Origin of the sequence: Amycolatopsis tucumanensis, assembly GCF_021654135.1 — a bacterium.
Taxonomy (GTDB): Bacteria; Actinomycetota; Actinomycetes; order Mycobacteriales; family Pseudonocardiaceae; genus Amycolatopsis_E; species Amycolatopsis_E tucumanensis.
The window spans coordinates 120,394-133,295 of the sequence record NZ_JAKGSD010000011.1; the positions used below are offsets into that span (position 1 = coordinate 120,394).

Here is a 12,902-nt window from a genome sequence, read left to right on the forward strand (position 1 = left end):
AAGCCCGGGTGCGCACAGCGCATCCGGGCTTTTTGCTGCGCTACTCCTGCGGCATGAGCATCCAGCAGATCGCGTAGAGCAGGATGGGCGCGCCGAACCCGAGCAGGGTCGCGGCGACGAGGACGATGCGGATGATCGCCGCGTCGACGCCGAGCAGGTCGGCCCAGCCGCCCGCCACGCCGGCGATCATCTTGTCGGTCGAGCTGCGGCGGAGCTTCTTCGTGGTCACTGTGTTCGTCATGTCCCCATCGTCGGCCGCGCGGGTGGTCAGCACATCGGGGACGAACCCGGAGCGCACCCGGAAACCTCTGGGCCAGGGTGCTCCGGGACGGTTAAGGTCGATCACATGGCGGGATCTTTGCTCGGCACCGAGGTCCGGCGGGTCGAGGACCCGGATCTGGTGCGTGGCCGTGGAACCTTCGTCGACAACCTGCAGTTCGAGGGCGTCTGCCATGTCGCGTTCGTCCGGTCGCCGTTCGCGCACGCGCTGGTCAACGGCATCGACACCGCGGAGGCGGCCGCCGTGCCGGGGGTGATCGCGGTGCTCACCGCCGCGGACCTCGACCTGGCCGAGCTGCCGGTGTTCCTGGACCTCAACCCGCGGGCGAAGCGGTACGCGCTGGCCACCGACCGGGTGCGCTTCGCCGGGGAGCCGGTGGCCGCCGTGGTCGCGGAAAGCGCGGCCGCCGCGGTGGACGCACTCGAACTGGTCGATGTGGACTACGAACCGCTGCCCGCCGTGGTCGACCCGGAGCAGGCTCTGGATGACGGCGCGCCGTTGCAGTTCCCGGAAATCGGGTCGAACATCGCGGCCGGCGAGCGGGACGCCGTGGGCGGCGAGGTGCTCGACGGCGCCGACGTCGTGGTGCGAGCGCGGATCGAGAACCAGCGGCTGGCGGTGGCGCCGATGGAGGGCAACGCGATCGTCGCACTGCCCGGCGACGGCGAGTTCGACCTGACGGTCTACGTGTCGACCCAGATGCCACACGGCTTCCGGGCCGCGGCGGCGAAGCTGTTCGGCTACGACGGCGACCGGATCCGCGTGGTCGCGCCGCACGTGGGTGGCGCGTTCGGCGGGAAGGTCGGGGTCACGGCCGAGCACGCGGTGGTGATCGAGGCGGCGCGGCGCTTCGGGCGGCCGGCGAAGTGGACGGAGACGCGGTCGGAGAACCTGCAGGCCTCGCCGCAGGGCCGGGCGCAGGTGCAGTACGGCGAGCTGGGGCTGCGGCGCGACGGGACGATCGTCGGCCTGCGCTGCCGGGTGGTCGGCGACGCGGGCGCGTACGCCGGGTTCGGCGGCGGGCTGGCGCTCGGTCCGACCAGGACGATGGCGCAGGGCGTGTACCGGATCCCGAAGATCAGCTACGCGGCGATAGCGGCGCTGACGAACACCGCGCCGGTCGGCGCGTTCCGCGGTGCGGGCCGTCCGGAGGCGACGGCGATGCTGGAGCGGCTGATGGACCTGGCCGCGGCGGAGCTCGGCATGGACCCGGCGGAGATCCGGCGGCGCAACTTCCTGCGCCCGGAGGAGTTCCCGTACACGACGTTCAGCGGCGCGAGCTACGACAGCGGCGACTACGACCTGCCGCTGCGGAAGGCGTTGGAGGTCGCGGGTTACGACGAGCTGCGGGCCGAGCAGCGGCGGCGCATCGAGGCCGGCGAGTCGCGGCTGCTCGGGATCGGGGTGAGCGCGTACGTCGAGATCACCGGCGGCGGCAGCGGCGAGTTCGCGTCGGTGGAGGTCCGGGCGGACGGTACGGCGGCGATCAAGGTCGGCACGTCCGGGCACGGTCAGGGCCACGCGACGTCGTTCGCGATGCTGGTGGCCGACGCGCTGGGGATCCCGCTGGAGTCGGTCGAGTTCGTGCAGTCGGACACGGCCGCGGTGCCGCGTGGCGCCGGCACGGGTGGTTCGCGGTCGCTGCAGGTGGGCGGCAGCGCGGTGCGGCAGGCGGCGGACCTGGTGCTGGAGCGCGCTCGCGAGCTGGCCGCGTCGCGGCTGGAGGCGGGCGTGGACGACATCGTGCTGACTGACGGGCGGCTCGGCGTGGCGGGCGTCCCGCAGGCGACGATCGGCTGGGCGGAGCTGGCGGAGGCCGCCGCGGCGGAGGGACGTCCGCTGCTGGAGACGACGGACTTCAAGCCGGGCGGGGCGACGTTCCCGTTCGGGGCGCACGTGTCGGTGGTCGAGGTGGACGTCGAGACGGGCTTCGTGAAACCGTTGCGGCACATCGCCGTGGACGACTGCGGGCGCGTGCTGAACCCGATGATCGTGCGCGGGCAGCAGCACGGCGGCGCGGTGCAGGGGATCGCGCAGGCGTTGTGGGAGCAGGTCTCCTACGACGAGGACGGCAACCCGGTGACCGCCACCTTCGCCGACTACCACCTCCCGACGGCCGCCGACGTGCCGGCGCTGGAGGTCAGCAACACCGAGACGCTGACCGAGCGGAACCCGTTGGGCGCCAAGGGAATCGGCGAGTCGGCGACGGTCGGTTCAACACCGGCGGTCCAGAACGCGGTGATCGACGCGCTGGCTCATCTGGGCGTGCGGCACATCGACATGCCGCTGACGCCGCAGCGCGTGTGGCGCGCTGTGAGGGCTGGAGAGTCCGTTACGTGGCGCGAGCCGCCTCCAGCGTTCGAGACGTTGCCCGTGCGCTCGTCGGCGGCGTCTTCGGACGCAGACGAGGCAGTGGCTTAGCCCACCGGTTGTCAGCCGTCGTGTCTACCGTCGACCCTCGACGCGACGGAGCCGATCGAGCCAGGCCTTCGTGGTGACCTCGTCCGCGGCGGTTTCGGCTGCGCGGTCCGGTTCCGGCGCCTGTCGCAGGACCGGCAAGTAACCGTCCACAGGGGACAGTGGTTGACTGGTGGTGTCGTCGGTGAGCAGGGACATCGTGCCCAGCCCGCAGGCGAACTCCAGCTCGGGCAGCGCCCCGGCCAGCGCGAGGCCCGCCGCCAGCCCGACGCTGGTTTCGACCGCGGACGACACCACACACGGCAGCCCGGCGGCCTCGGCGACCTCGAGTGCCCGCCGGACACCGCCGAGCGGAGCCACCTTGATCACGGCCACGTCGGCCGCGTTGGCGACCGCCACCCGGAGCGGATCCTCGGCCCGCCGGATCGACTCGTCCGCCGCGATGCGCACGTCCACCTTCCGCCGCACGGCGGCCAGCTCGTCGATGGACGGGCACGGCTGTTCGACGTACTCGAGCCCACCCGCGGCGCGGTCCAGCTCGCGGATCGCCTTCACCGCGGTGTCGACATCCCAGGCCGTGTTGGCGTCGACGCGGATGGCCCCGCCGGGCCCGAGCGCGTCCCGGACGGCCGCGACGCGCTCGCAGTCCTCCAGAATGGACGCCCGCGGATCGGCGACCTTGACCTTGGCGGTCCGGCACCCCGACGCGGCGACCATCTCGTAGGCGGCGTCGGCGCCCACGACGGGCACGGTGGTGTTCACCTCGACCCGATCCCGCACCGGAGCCGGCCACCCCACCTGGGCAGCCTCCACCGCGGCCGCGAGCCAGGGCGCGGATTCGCGGTCGTCGTAGTCGGCGAACGGGCAGAACTCCCCCCAGCCCGCGGGGCCGCGCAGGAGCACCCCTTCGCGCACGGTGATCCCACGGAACCGGTTCCGCAGGGGGATCGCGTAGACCAGGCGCTCATCCACGGCGACCATCCTCGCACGCTGGGCGGTACGAACCTGCGCAGACGCTGAGGGACGGCAGTGGTGCCCGACTCGGCTTGGTGGGGCTTCCTGTGTGAGGCACTCCCTCACCCTGCGCCTGCCCGAACCACCATCACCGTGCGCCTGCCCGAAACCACCGTCTCCCAACCCTGCCGTGTCGCTCGATTCCAGAGCCCCGCGTCACCCGATCACGGTCAAGGTCATCCCCTCGCACCGGCCCGCCACACCGCCCCGGCCTGCATCGGCCCCTCCGGTGCACCAGCCCATCGGAAGCGCCGAACCATCCGGGCCCGCCTCACAGCTAATGGACTAACTGGTTAATTAGCGGTTAGCATGCGAGGTGCGGACATGTGGAGGTAGCGAATGAAGGCCGTAGTGCTGGCCGAGCCCGAGGTGATGCGGCTCGTCGACCTGCCGGAACCCGAGATCGGGCCGCGTGAGGTGCTCGTGCGCATGCGGGGCCTCGGCCTGTGCGGGTCGGACCTCGGCGTCTACCGCGGTGCCCGCGAGGTGCCCGAGCGGCCGTGGCTGATGGGGCACGAGGGCGTCGGCGAGATCGTGGCCGTCGGGGCGGACGTGGCGGACCGCGTGGTCGGGCAGCAGGTCGCGATCGAGCCGAACTACTGCTGCGGCCGGTGCGCGGCGTGCGTCGCCGGCTTCACCTCCGCCTGTACCGACCGGGTGATCGTCGGCATGAACCACCCCGGGCTGCTGGCCGAGTACGTCGCGGTCCCGGCCGAGTTCGCCTGGCCCGCGGCGGAGACGGTCGCCCTGGAAGACCTCGTCTGCACGGAGGCGCTGACCGTCGCGCGGTCGGCGATTCGCCGGTCCGGCGTCGAGCCTGGTCAGCGGGTCCTCGTGGTCGGCGCCGGCTCGCAGGGCCTGCTGCTGTGCCTGGCGCTGCGGGCGCTCGGTGCGACGGTCGCGGTCCAGGAACCACACGAGGGGCGCGCGGAGCTGGCCCATTCGTTCGGCGCCGAGACCGGCGTCGAGGGCGAGTTCGACCTCCTCTTCGAAACGTCCGGCGTCCCGCAGGCCCTGCGCGCCGGCCTGGAGCGCCTGCGCCGCGGCGGCACCGCCCTGCTCGTCGGCATCAACTCGCGCCCGCTCGACCTGACGACCGCCGACCTGGTCTACCGCCAGCACACCCTCAAGGGCTCGCTCATCTACGACCACCCGGTCGACTTCGAGACGACCGTCGGCCTGCTCAACCGCGACGAGGTCCGGCCGGGCAAGGTGCTGCAGGCGCGGTTCCCGCTGGAAGAGGCCGCGCAGGCGTTCGCGTCGGTGCAGTCGGTCGCCGGCAAGTCCTGGATCAGCTTCGACTGACGCTCACGCCTCCGGCAGGTTCGCCAGATCCGCCTCGATCGACCAGGCCGCGCGCAGCAGCTCGGGCACGTAGTCCCGCTCGACCAGGCCGTGTCCGAGCCGGTCCGGGTGCACCGACGCGGTCACCGCGGCGAGCACCCGTCCGCGCCGGTGCCGCACCGGCGCGGCGATCGCCCGCAGGTCGTCGTCGACGTCGTGTTCGGCCATCGCCCACCCGCGTTCCCGGACCTGCTCGATCTCCTTCGGCAGCCCGGCGATGTCCGGCAGCGCGTCGAGCCTCCGTGCGAGCTCGTCCTCGGGCAACGCGGCGAGCAGGACCTGCCCGCTTGAGGTGACGTGGGCGGGCCGTCGCGCGCCGACGGTGAGCGTCGGCGGAGCGTGCCGGTGCCCGGGCACCACGGCCAGGTTCACCACGTCGCCCCGGTCGAGCAGGGCGAGCGAAGCCGTCTCGTTCAGCCTGTGCGCCAGATCGTGCAGGTGCGGGTGCGCGATCTCAGGCAGGGCGAGCCCGGACAGGTACGAGTAACCCAGGTCGAGGGTCTGCGCCGTGAGCCGGAACGCCTGCCCGTCGTAACGCACGTACCCGAGGTCGGCGAGGGTGAGCAGCAACCGCCGCGCGGTCGCCCGGTCCAGCCCCGTCCGCTTGGCCGCCGCGCCCGCCGTCAGGGCCGGGTGGTCCGCCCCGAAGCAGCGCAGGATCGCGAACGCGCGGCCGACGGCCTGCACGAAATGCGGGCCGTGGCCAGGGCCTTCGCCGGCCGTCGTGCTCGTCATCGAACCCTCCGACTGCCACCCGATCGGCTTGTTCTCATCGTACGTCCGCATGTTTCACGCCCGCCCGGACGCGGGTAGTTCACCGCTGAATCCCCGGAACGGAAGGAGTGCAATCGTGGCGAACACACTCTCCGGTAAGCGAGTGGCCTTCGTCGTCGCGCCGGAGGGCACCGAGCAGGTCGAACTGACCGAGCCCTGGAAGGCGGTCCAGGAAGCGGGCGGGCAGCCTGAGCTGGTGTCCACTTCGCCGGGCAGCATCCAGGCGTTCAACCACCTCGACAAGGCCGACACGTTCCCGGTCGACAAGGTCGTCACCGACGTCTCGCCGGACGACTTCGACGCGCTGGTCCTGCCGGGCGGTGTGGCGAACCCGGACTTCCTCCGCACCGTTCCCGACGCCGTTCGCTTCGTCCGCGGGTTCTTCTCGCAGCAGAAACCCGTCGCGGCGATCTGCCACGCGCCGTGGACGCTCATCGAGGCCGACGTGGTGCGCGGCCGCCGGATGACCTCCTGGCCGAGCCTGCAGACAGACCTGCGCAACGCCGGCGCCGAGTGGGTGGACGAGGAAGTCGTGACCGACTCCGGTTTCGTCACCAGCCGGAAGCCGGACGACCTGCCCGCCTTCTGCCGCAAGCTGGTCGAGGAGTTCGCGGAGGGCAAGCACCGCGCCCAGGCGAAGAGCGCCTGACCCGGTTTCAGGACGCCCGGTCGGCTTGTCAGGACGGCAGGTCGATCGGGCGGCTCGTGACCCCCAGCCGGGTCGCGAGCGCGATGGCGTCGCCGGGCGCCTTCACCTTGATGTCGTTGTCGAAGTAGACGTACACGTCGCGTGTCTTCCCGCCGCCGGTGCGCCGCCAGCGGCGGATCTTGTCGGCCCACCGTTGGAGGGCCTCGTCGGTGTACCCACTCGCGTAGAGCTCCTCGTCGCCGTGCAGGCGGACGTAGACGAAGTCCGCGGTCACCTCCTCGAAACTCGGCCAGGTGCCGGCCGAATCGGCCGCCACCAGTGCGATGTTGTTGTCCTGCAACAGGTTCCGGCACTCGTCCGAGGAGAAACTCGGGTGCCTCGGTTCGAGCGCGTAGCGCAGGGGCCGGTTGGTTCCGGCTTCGGTGTGGGCTTCTCCCTTCAGTTTGTCGTCGTGCTTGCGGGCCAGTTCCGCGGCCGCACGGGTGTCCCGGGGCAGTCCGGCGAAGAACTCCGCGAACCGTCCGGGTTCGAACGCGAAGTTCGCAGGCAGCTGCCAGAGGATCGGCCCGAGCTTGTGGCCCAGCGCCAGCACCCCCGACGCGAAGAAGTTCGCCAGCGGTGTCTCCGTGTCGGCCAGGCGCTTCATGTGGGTGATGAAGCGACCGCCCTTCACGGCGAACACGAAGTCGTCCGGCGTCTGCTCCGCCCAAGCCCGGTACCGCTCCGGACGCTGGAGCGAGTAGAACGAGCCGTTGATCTCCACGGAGTTCACCTGCCGCGAGATGTACTCCAGCTCGCGGCGCTGCGCCAGGCCCTTCGGGTAGAACGTGCCCCGCCACGGCGGGTACCGCCAGCCCGAGGTGCCCACCCGGATTTCGGCGATGGTGACCTCCTCAACCCTTCCGTCAGTCCCAGGAGAACCTCCAGTGCCGCCGGTGCACCAGGCTCGCGGCGTACTCGCGGAGGGTGCCCGGCTGCCCGGAGAAGCTGCGCAGGCTGAACGCGCGGTGCTCGGCGGCCAGCACGAGCGAGCGGTTCTGGTTGCGTGGCGGCGCCGCGACCGAGAGCTCCAGCTCGTCGAACCCGAGCACGACGAGCGTCGCCCCGAACCGGTCCTCCCAGCTGCGCAGGACCGCGGACACGGCGGCGACCTCGTCCGTCGACTTGATCATGCCCGTCCAGCCGAGCGCGGCGGGGACGTCGGCGGGCCGTTCGACCGGCACCAGGCCGAGCCGGTGGGGCGCGCGCCGGACGAGGATCGAGCCGGTGTTGCCCGCCTCGGCCAGCGGGTCCACCCGCAGCTGAGACTTCTTCGCCAGGCCGGGGAAACCGGCGCTGTACGGGCGCAGGCAGCCGGTGCCGTCCGGGCAGCAGAACGGGTCCCACCACCGGGCGAGCGTCGCGGCGACGTCGACGTCGCCGACGCGGTGGACGGCGGGCGCGAGACGGCCGCGGTCGGTCAGCCAGTCCTCGCCCGTCGCGGCGAAGCGCGGGTCGTGCGGGATCAGGACGGGCCACAGTCCCGACCGGTCGAACCCGGCGATGCAGGCCCGGTACCGGCCGGGGTCGGCCAGCGGATCGTCGGAGACCCACATCCGCCCGATCCAGCGGCCGGGCGGCAGTTCGATGTCGGTGAGGGCCTCGGCGACGAGGCTTTCCTCGGGTGTGGCGGCGGTGGTCATGAGACCTCCTCGGGATGGACTGCGTCGATGAGGTCGAACAGTAGTTCGAGGGTACGACAGTTTCCGGTCCCGAGATTTGGTTTTCGCCGGTTCACCCGATCGGTCGAACGGGTGTTCGAGATTCGTGGTAGCTTCGGTCACGAGCGGGTCGCACCCCGCCGTTGAACTGGGGTTTCGCCTGCACCTGCGTGAGTACCGGACCGCACGTGCAGGGCGAGGGCGAGCAGCCAGGCCCCCGTCAACGCGAGCGCGAGCGGTAGCAACACGAACAAGTGCTGCCAGGCGACAGCCATCCCGATCGAAGCCAGGAGACACAGGACCAATGACGGCACGACCAGGCGCGGCCACCGGTACCCGGCGACCACCGGAGCCGCCGAGAGCACCAGCCCCGCCAGACCGATCAGCGCCTTCGGCTCACCGCCGGAGAGCCACAGGACCAGCCACACCGTGCTGGGCACGGCCGCGAGCACGAAGCCGGCCCACGACGACGCGAGCGACAGACGGCTCGCCACCGACGCGTCCGAGCGACGGGCACGGCGCCACATCGCCGTGGCCGCTACGGCGAACACCACGACGACGAAGCACACCCCTGCCCAAACCACGTCCAGGGGATTCCACGGTTTCGCGCGGACTATGCCTCGCGGGTGCCGCAGTCCACCGTGCGGTCACCGGGTTGTGGCCGCCTCCGCCCGGAGGCGGGGCACGCGCGCGGAGCCTTCTCGGGGCAGCGCTACAGGTAGGCGTCCGCGTCGTGGATCGTGTACGCGTAGCCCTGTTCGGCGAGGAACCGCTGCCGGTGCGCGGCGTACTCGGTGTCGAGCGTGTCCCGCGAGACCACGGAGTAGAAGTGCGCCTGCCTGCCGTCGGCCTTCGGGCGCAACAGCCTGCCGAGTCGCTGGGCCTCTTCCTGACGGGAGCCGAACGTGCCCGAGACCTGGATGGCGACGGTCGCCTCCGGCAGGTCGATCGAGAAGTTCGCGACCTTCGACACCACGAGCTTGTCGATCTCGCCGCGCCGAAACGCGTCGAACAACGCCTCGCGCTCCTTGTTCCGCGTGGACCCCTGGATCACCGGCGCGTTCAGTTCGGCGCCGAGTTCCTCGAGCTGGTCCAGGTACGCGCCGATCACCAATGTCTGGTCGCCCGCGTGCTTGTCCAGAATGGACTTCACGACCGGGATCTTCGTGCGGGCGGTGGCCGCGAGCTTGTACTTGTCCTCGGATTCGGCAGTGGCGTACAGCAGGCGCTCGTTGTCGGTGAGGGTCACCCGCACCTCGATGCACTCCGCCGGGGCGATCCAGCCCTGCGCCTCGATGTCTCTCCACGGCGCGTCGTACCGCTTGGGCCCGATGAGCGAGAACACGTCGCCCTCGCGGCCGTCCTCGCGCACCAGCGTCGCGGTCAGGCCGAGCCGGCGGCGGGACTGCAGGTCCGCGGTCATCCGGAACACGGGCGCGGGCAGCAGGTGCACCTCGTCGTAGACGATCAGGCCCCAGTCCCGGGAGTCGAACAGCTCCAGGTGCTTGTACTCGCCCTTGGACTTGCGCGTGATCACCTGGTACGTGGCGATGGTGACCGGGCGGATCTCCTTCTTTTCGCCGGAGTACTCGCCGATCTCGTCCTCGGTCAGGGAGGTGCGGGCCACCAGCTCGCGCTTCCACTGGCGCCCCGCGACGGTGTTGGTGACCAGGATGAGGGTGGTGGCCTGCGCGCGGGCCATCGCGGCTGCGCCGACGAGCGTCTTGCCCGCGCCGCAAGGCAGCACGACGACGCCGGAGCCGCCCGCCCAGAACGCCTCCGCGGCCTGCCGCTGGTAGTCGCGCAGGCCCCAGCCGGTCTCGGCCAGCTGCATCGGGTGCGCTTCGCCGTCGACGTAGCCGGCCAGGTCCTCGGCGGGCCAGCCCACCTTGAGCAGCGCCTGCTTGAGCCGGCCCCGCTCGGAGGGGTGCACCAGGACGGTGTCGTCGTCGATCCGGGTGCCCAGCATCGGGCTGATCTTCTTGTTGCGCAGCACCTCTTCCAGCACCGCGCGGTCGGTCGTGGTCATGACCAGGCCGTGGGCGGGGTTGTTGGTGATCTGCAGCCGCCCGAACCGCGCCATCGTGTCGACGATGTCGATCAGCAAGGGCTGCGGAACCGGGAAGCGCGAGTAGGTGGTGAGGGCGTCCACCACCTGCTCGGCGTCGTGGCCGGCGGCGCGGGCGTTCCACAGTGCGAGCGGGGTCACGCGGTAGGTGTGCACGTGCTCCGGGGCCCGTTCCAGTTCGGCGAACGGGGCGATCGCGATCCGGGCGTCGTCGGCCATCGGGTGGTCGACTTCGAGCAGCACGGTCTTGTCGGATTGGACGATCAACGGGCCATCGGTCACGTCTTCCTTTATACGGCGTTGCGGGAGGCCGAGCCGTGCTGGTCATCGGCGGGAGCGCCGAACCAGCGGGTCAGCGCGGTGTCCAGGGGACCGCCGTCCGGGGTCCAGCACCGGTAGCCGTCCGGCCGGATCAGCAGGGCGGATTCGGTGAGCTGGTGGTCCGGTTCGGCCCGGACCCGGTCGACGCGATCGGACCAGCCCGGCGGCAGTGGGTGGCCGCCGGTGAGGTCGAGCAGCAGGCCGCGGCCGGAGCGCAAGAGCGCCGACAGGCGGGTGCTTCCGGCGCCGGTGCGCAGGTCGGCGTCGGGCACCCGGCCCGCGGCGTCCAAACCGGACATCATCCCGGCCAGGTAGTGGTTCGTGTCGGGCAGTCGCAGGAGGTCGGTGAAGATGTCGCGCAGCGCGGCGACGTCTTCGGACGGGTTCGGCACGGCGAGCACGCGCTGGGCCGAGGTGTGGTGGAGCACGCGGGCCGCCGCCGGATGCCGTTCCTCCTGGTAGGTGTCCAGCAGGTCGTCCGGGGCCCAGCCGTGCACGGTGGCCGCCAGCTTCCAGCCGAGGTTGACGGCGTCCTGCACGCCGAGGTTCAGGCCCTGGCCGCCCAGTGGCGGATGGATGTGCGCCGCATCCCCCGCGAACAGGATCCGGCCGTGCCGGTACCGCTCCAGCTGCCGGGTCGCGTCACTCCACCGGGACGCGGTGAGGACGCGCGCGAGCTCGGTGTCCTGGCCGTAGACCGCGGTCAGGGCGTCCGTGATCTCGTTGTCCGTCACCGGGTCGTGGGCGGTGGACTGGTCCTCGCGGCCGAACGTGAAGCGGTAGCGGTCGCCGCCGACCGGGACGAGCATCGACCAGTAGCCGCCGGCGTGCCGAGTCAGGTCGCTGATATGGCCGGCGCGCCGGGGCACCAGCGCGGACGCCGAGGCGAGCCGGATTTCGGCCAGCACGGCCTGGAAGGTGCCGGGTCGGCCCGGGAAGGGCAAGCCGAGCAGCTTGCGGACGGGGCTGTGCGCGCCGTCGCAGGCGACGAGGTAGCGGGCGCGAAGCGTGTCGTCGGCGGCGGTGACCGTGACGCCTTCGGTGTCCTGCGCGACGCCGGTGACCGGCTGTCCGCGCCGCAGTTCCGCGCCACGGGCGAGGGTGGCTTGTTCCAGGACCTCTTCCACGAGGTCCTGGCGAATGGAAAGGGGGAAGGGGTGCCGCGTCGGCCAGGACGAGTAGTCGAGCGGGACCGGCAGGGTGGCGAAGTGACCGCCCACAGGTTCGCGTTCGTGGGCGCGGTCCCGCATGGCGTCGAGCAGGCCGCGCTGTTCGAGCAGTTCGGCGGTCCGGGGCTGGATCGTGCCGCCCTTGGTCTGCTCGATCCGGTCGGTCAGTGGTTCGACGACCACGGTTCCGACTCCGGCCAGCGCGAGTTCGTGAGCGAGGGCGAGGCCGGTCGGTCCGGCTCCGGCGATGACGACCTCGGCGTCCATGGATCCTCCCGAGTGCAAAAGTAGACTGAGTGCAAATTACTACCGAGTGAAAGGAGTTGGTAGTCTGGGGTGATGATCGAGCCGGCCGGACTTCGCGAGCGGAAGAAACAGCGCACTCGCGAGGCGATCTCCAGCGCCGCGATCCGCCTGTTCCTCGAGCACGGGTTCGACCAGGTGTCCATCGCGCAGATCGCCGACGTGGCGGAGGTTTCACGACGCACCCTGTTCGCCTACTTCCCGACGAAGGAGTCGCTGGTCGTCCACCGGTTCGCCGACCACGAGACGGAAAGCGCCCGGGTGGTCCGGGGACGTCCGGGCGACCGGACGCCGCTGGAGGCGCTCCGGGACCACTTCTTCGACGGGCTCGACCGGCGGGACCCGATCACCGGGCTCAACGACGCCCCGGAGATCCTCGCGCTGTACCGGATGATCTTCGCCACGCAGGCGTTGCTCGCGCGGATGCTCGAGTTCAACCAGGCGGCGGAGGAGGCCTTGGCAGACGCCCTGGCGGACACCGCCGGGGTGGGGCCCGGCGAGGCGCGGGTGGCCGCGGCGGCGATCGTCTCGGTGCTGTGGGCTCTGGCGCGCGAGAACCACCGGTCCATCGCGTCCGGGCGGTCGGCCGACGAGGTGTTTCCGCAGGCCAGGGCGGACGCGGACGAGGCGTTCAGGCTGCTGGACAGTGGCTTCGGCAGGCTCGGCGCGCGGTAGATCGTGGCGAAGGCCACAGCGGGGGAACGACACGGGGAGTGTCGGACGTCTTGCCCAGCGAAAGATTTCGGCTGGTGGGTGGAAGCCGCGCTCCCGGGCCAATACGATCGCCCGGCGGACCTCTTCACGAGTAGCGCGGGCGGGGCGCGTGTGTCCGGGGTCGCTACCCTCTCCGGGGTTGGCGACC

At 71.4% G+C, this 12,902-nt stretch carries 12 protein-coding genes; 4 read left to right on the top strand and 8 right to left on the bottom strand.

What is annotated here, in order from left to right; genetic code table 11:
- Positions 1–40: 40 nt before the first annotated feature.
- Positions 41–241, bottom strand: coding sequence for a PspC domain-containing protein (locus tag L2C96_RS14350; RefSeq protein ID WP_027935706.1), 201 nt, complete (start codon positions 239–241; stop codon positions 41–43).
- Between the two features lie 105 nt (positions 242–346).
- Between L2C96_RS14350 and L2C96_RS14355 the strand changes: the two genes are divergently transcribed.
- Positions 347–2,701, top strand: coding sequence for a xanthine dehydrogenase family protein molybdopterin-binding subunit (locus tag L2C96_RS14355; protein ID WP_237336479.1), 2,355 nt, complete (start codon positions 347–349; stop codon positions 2,699–2,701).
- Positions 2,702–2,725: 24 nt separating this feature from the next.
- Here the strand turns inward: L2C96_RS14355 and L2C96_RS14360 are convergent, their stop codons facing one another.
- The gene (locus tag L2C96_RS14360) at positions 2,726–3,679 is read right to left on the bottom strand and encodes an o-succinylbenzoate synthase (RefSeq protein WP_237336480.1); all 954 of its coding nucleotides are present in this window, start codon (positions 3,677–3,679) and stop codon (positions 2,726–2,728) included.
- A 372-nt stretch (positions 3,680–4,051) separates the two neighbouring features.
- Between L2C96_RS14360 and L2C96_RS14365 the strand changes: the two genes are divergently transcribed.
- Positions 4,052–5,017, top strand: coding sequence for a zinc-dependent alcohol dehydrogenase (locus L2C96_RS14365; RefSeq protein ID WP_027935704.1), 966 nt, complete (start codon positions 4,052–4,054; stop codon positions 5,015–5,017).
- A gap of 3 nt (positions 5,018–5,020) precedes the next feature.
- On the opposite strand, the gene L2C96_RS14370 is transcribed toward L2C96_RS14365, so the two are convergent.
- Positions 5,021–5,842, bottom strand: coding sequence for an IclR family transcriptional regulator domain-containing protein (locus L2C96_RS14370; RefSeq protein WP_237336481.1), 822 nt, complete (start codon positions 5,840–5,842; stop codon positions 5,021–5,023).
- Positions 5,843–5,906: 64 nt separating this feature from the next.
- Here L2C96_RS14370 and L2C96_RS14375 point away from each other — a divergent pair, with 64 nt between their 5' ends.
- The gene (locus tag L2C96_RS14375) at positions 5,907–6,479 is read left to right on the top strand and encodes a type 1 glutamine amidotransferase domain-containing protein (RefSeq protein ID WP_027935703.1); all 573 of its coding nucleotides are present in this window, start codon (positions 5,907–5,909) and stop codon (positions 6,477–6,479) included.
- Between the two features lie 28 nt (positions 6,480–6,507).
- On the opposite strand, the gene L2C96_RS14380 is transcribed toward L2C96_RS14375, so the two are convergent.
- The 5 genes from L2C96_RS14380 to L2C96_RS14400 all read right to left on the bottom strand — a co-directional run bounded on the left by L2C96_RS14380 (position 6,508) and on the right by L2C96_RS14400 (position 12,004).
- The gene (locus L2C96_RS14380; RefSeq protein WP_237336482.1) at positions 6,508–7,347 is read right to left on the bottom strand and encodes a DUF72 domain-containing protein; all 840 of its coding nucleotides are present in this window, start codon (positions 7,345–7,347) and stop codon (positions 6,508–6,510) included.
- A gap of 37 nt (positions 7,348–7,384) precedes the next feature.
- Positions 7,385–8,161, bottom strand: a complete 777-nt coding sequence (locus L2C96_RS14385) for a DUF4253 domain-containing protein (RefSeq protein ID WP_237336483.1) — start codon at positions 8,159–8,161, stop codon at positions 7,385–7,387.
- A gap of 137 nt (positions 8,162–8,298) precedes the next feature.
- Complete coding sequence (locus tag L2C96_RS14390) at positions 8,299–8,763, bottom strand: hypothetical protein (protein ID WP_237336484.1); 465 nt, start codon at positions 8,761–8,763, stop codon at positions 8,299–8,301.
- Positions 8,764–8,891: 128 nt separating this feature from the next.
- Positions 8,892–10,529 carry a DNA repair helicase XPB gene (locus tag L2C96_RS14395; protein WP_020416947.1) on the bottom strand — a complete coding sequence of 546 codons (1,638 nt, stop codon included), beginning with the start codon at positions 10,527–10,529 and terminating at the stop codon, positions 8,892–8,894.
- A gap of 8 nt (positions 10,530–10,537) precedes the next feature.
- Entirely contained in the window at positions 10,538–12,004 is a 1,467-nt protein-coding gene (locus L2C96_RS14400; RefSeq protein ID WP_237336485.1) for an FAD-dependent monooxygenase, read from the bottom strand.
- Between the two features lie 72 nt (positions 12,005–12,076).
- Here L2C96_RS14400 and L2C96_RS14405 point away from each other — a divergent pair, with 72 nt between their 5' ends.
- On the top strand, positions 12,077–12,715 hold the full coding sequence (locus L2C96_RS14405) for a TetR/AcrR family transcriptional regulator (RefSeq protein ID WP_237336486.1): 639 nt from the start codon (positions 12,077–12,079) through the stop codon (positions 12,713–12,715).
- Positions 12,716–12,902 lie beyond the last annotated feature (187 nt).

What these genes read in the sequence shown, in the direction of transcription:
- L2C96_RS14350 (WP_027935706.1), bottom strand. Translation starts at nt 241, where the DNA reads ATGACGAACACAGTGACCACGAAGAAGCTCCGCCGCAGCTCGACCGAC.
- L2C96_RS14360 (WP_237336480.1), bottom strand. Translation starts at nt 3,679, where the DNA reads ATGGTCGCCGTGGATGAGCGCCTGGTCTACGCGATCCCCCTGCGGAAC.
- L2C96_RS14385 (WP_237336483.1), bottom strand. Translation starts at nt 8,161, where the DNA reads ATGACCACCGCCGCCACACCCGAGGAAAGCCTCGTCGCCGAGGCCCTC.
- L2C96_RS14365 (WP_027935704.1), top strand. Translation starts at nt 4,052, where the DNA reads ATGAAGGCCGTAGTGCTGGCCGAGCCCGAGGTGATGCGGCTCGTCGAC.
- L2C96_RS14370 (WP_237336481.1), bottom strand. Translation starts at nt 5,842, where the DNA reads ATGCGGACGTACGATGAGAACAAGCCGATCGGGTGGCAGTCGGAGGGT.
- L2C96_RS14405 (WP_237336486.1), top strand. Translation starts at nt 12,077, where the DNA reads ATGATCGAGCCGGCCGGACTTCGCGAGCGGAAGAAACAGCGCACTCGC.
- L2C96_RS14355 (WP_237336479.1), top strand. Translation starts at nt 347, where the DNA reads ATGGCGGGATCTTTGCTCGGCACCGAGGTCCGGCGGGTCGAGGACCCG.
- L2C96_RS14400 (WP_237336485.1), bottom strand. Translation starts at nt 12,004, where the DNA reads ATGGACGCCGAGGTCGTCATCGCCGGAGCCGGACCGACCGGCCTCGCC.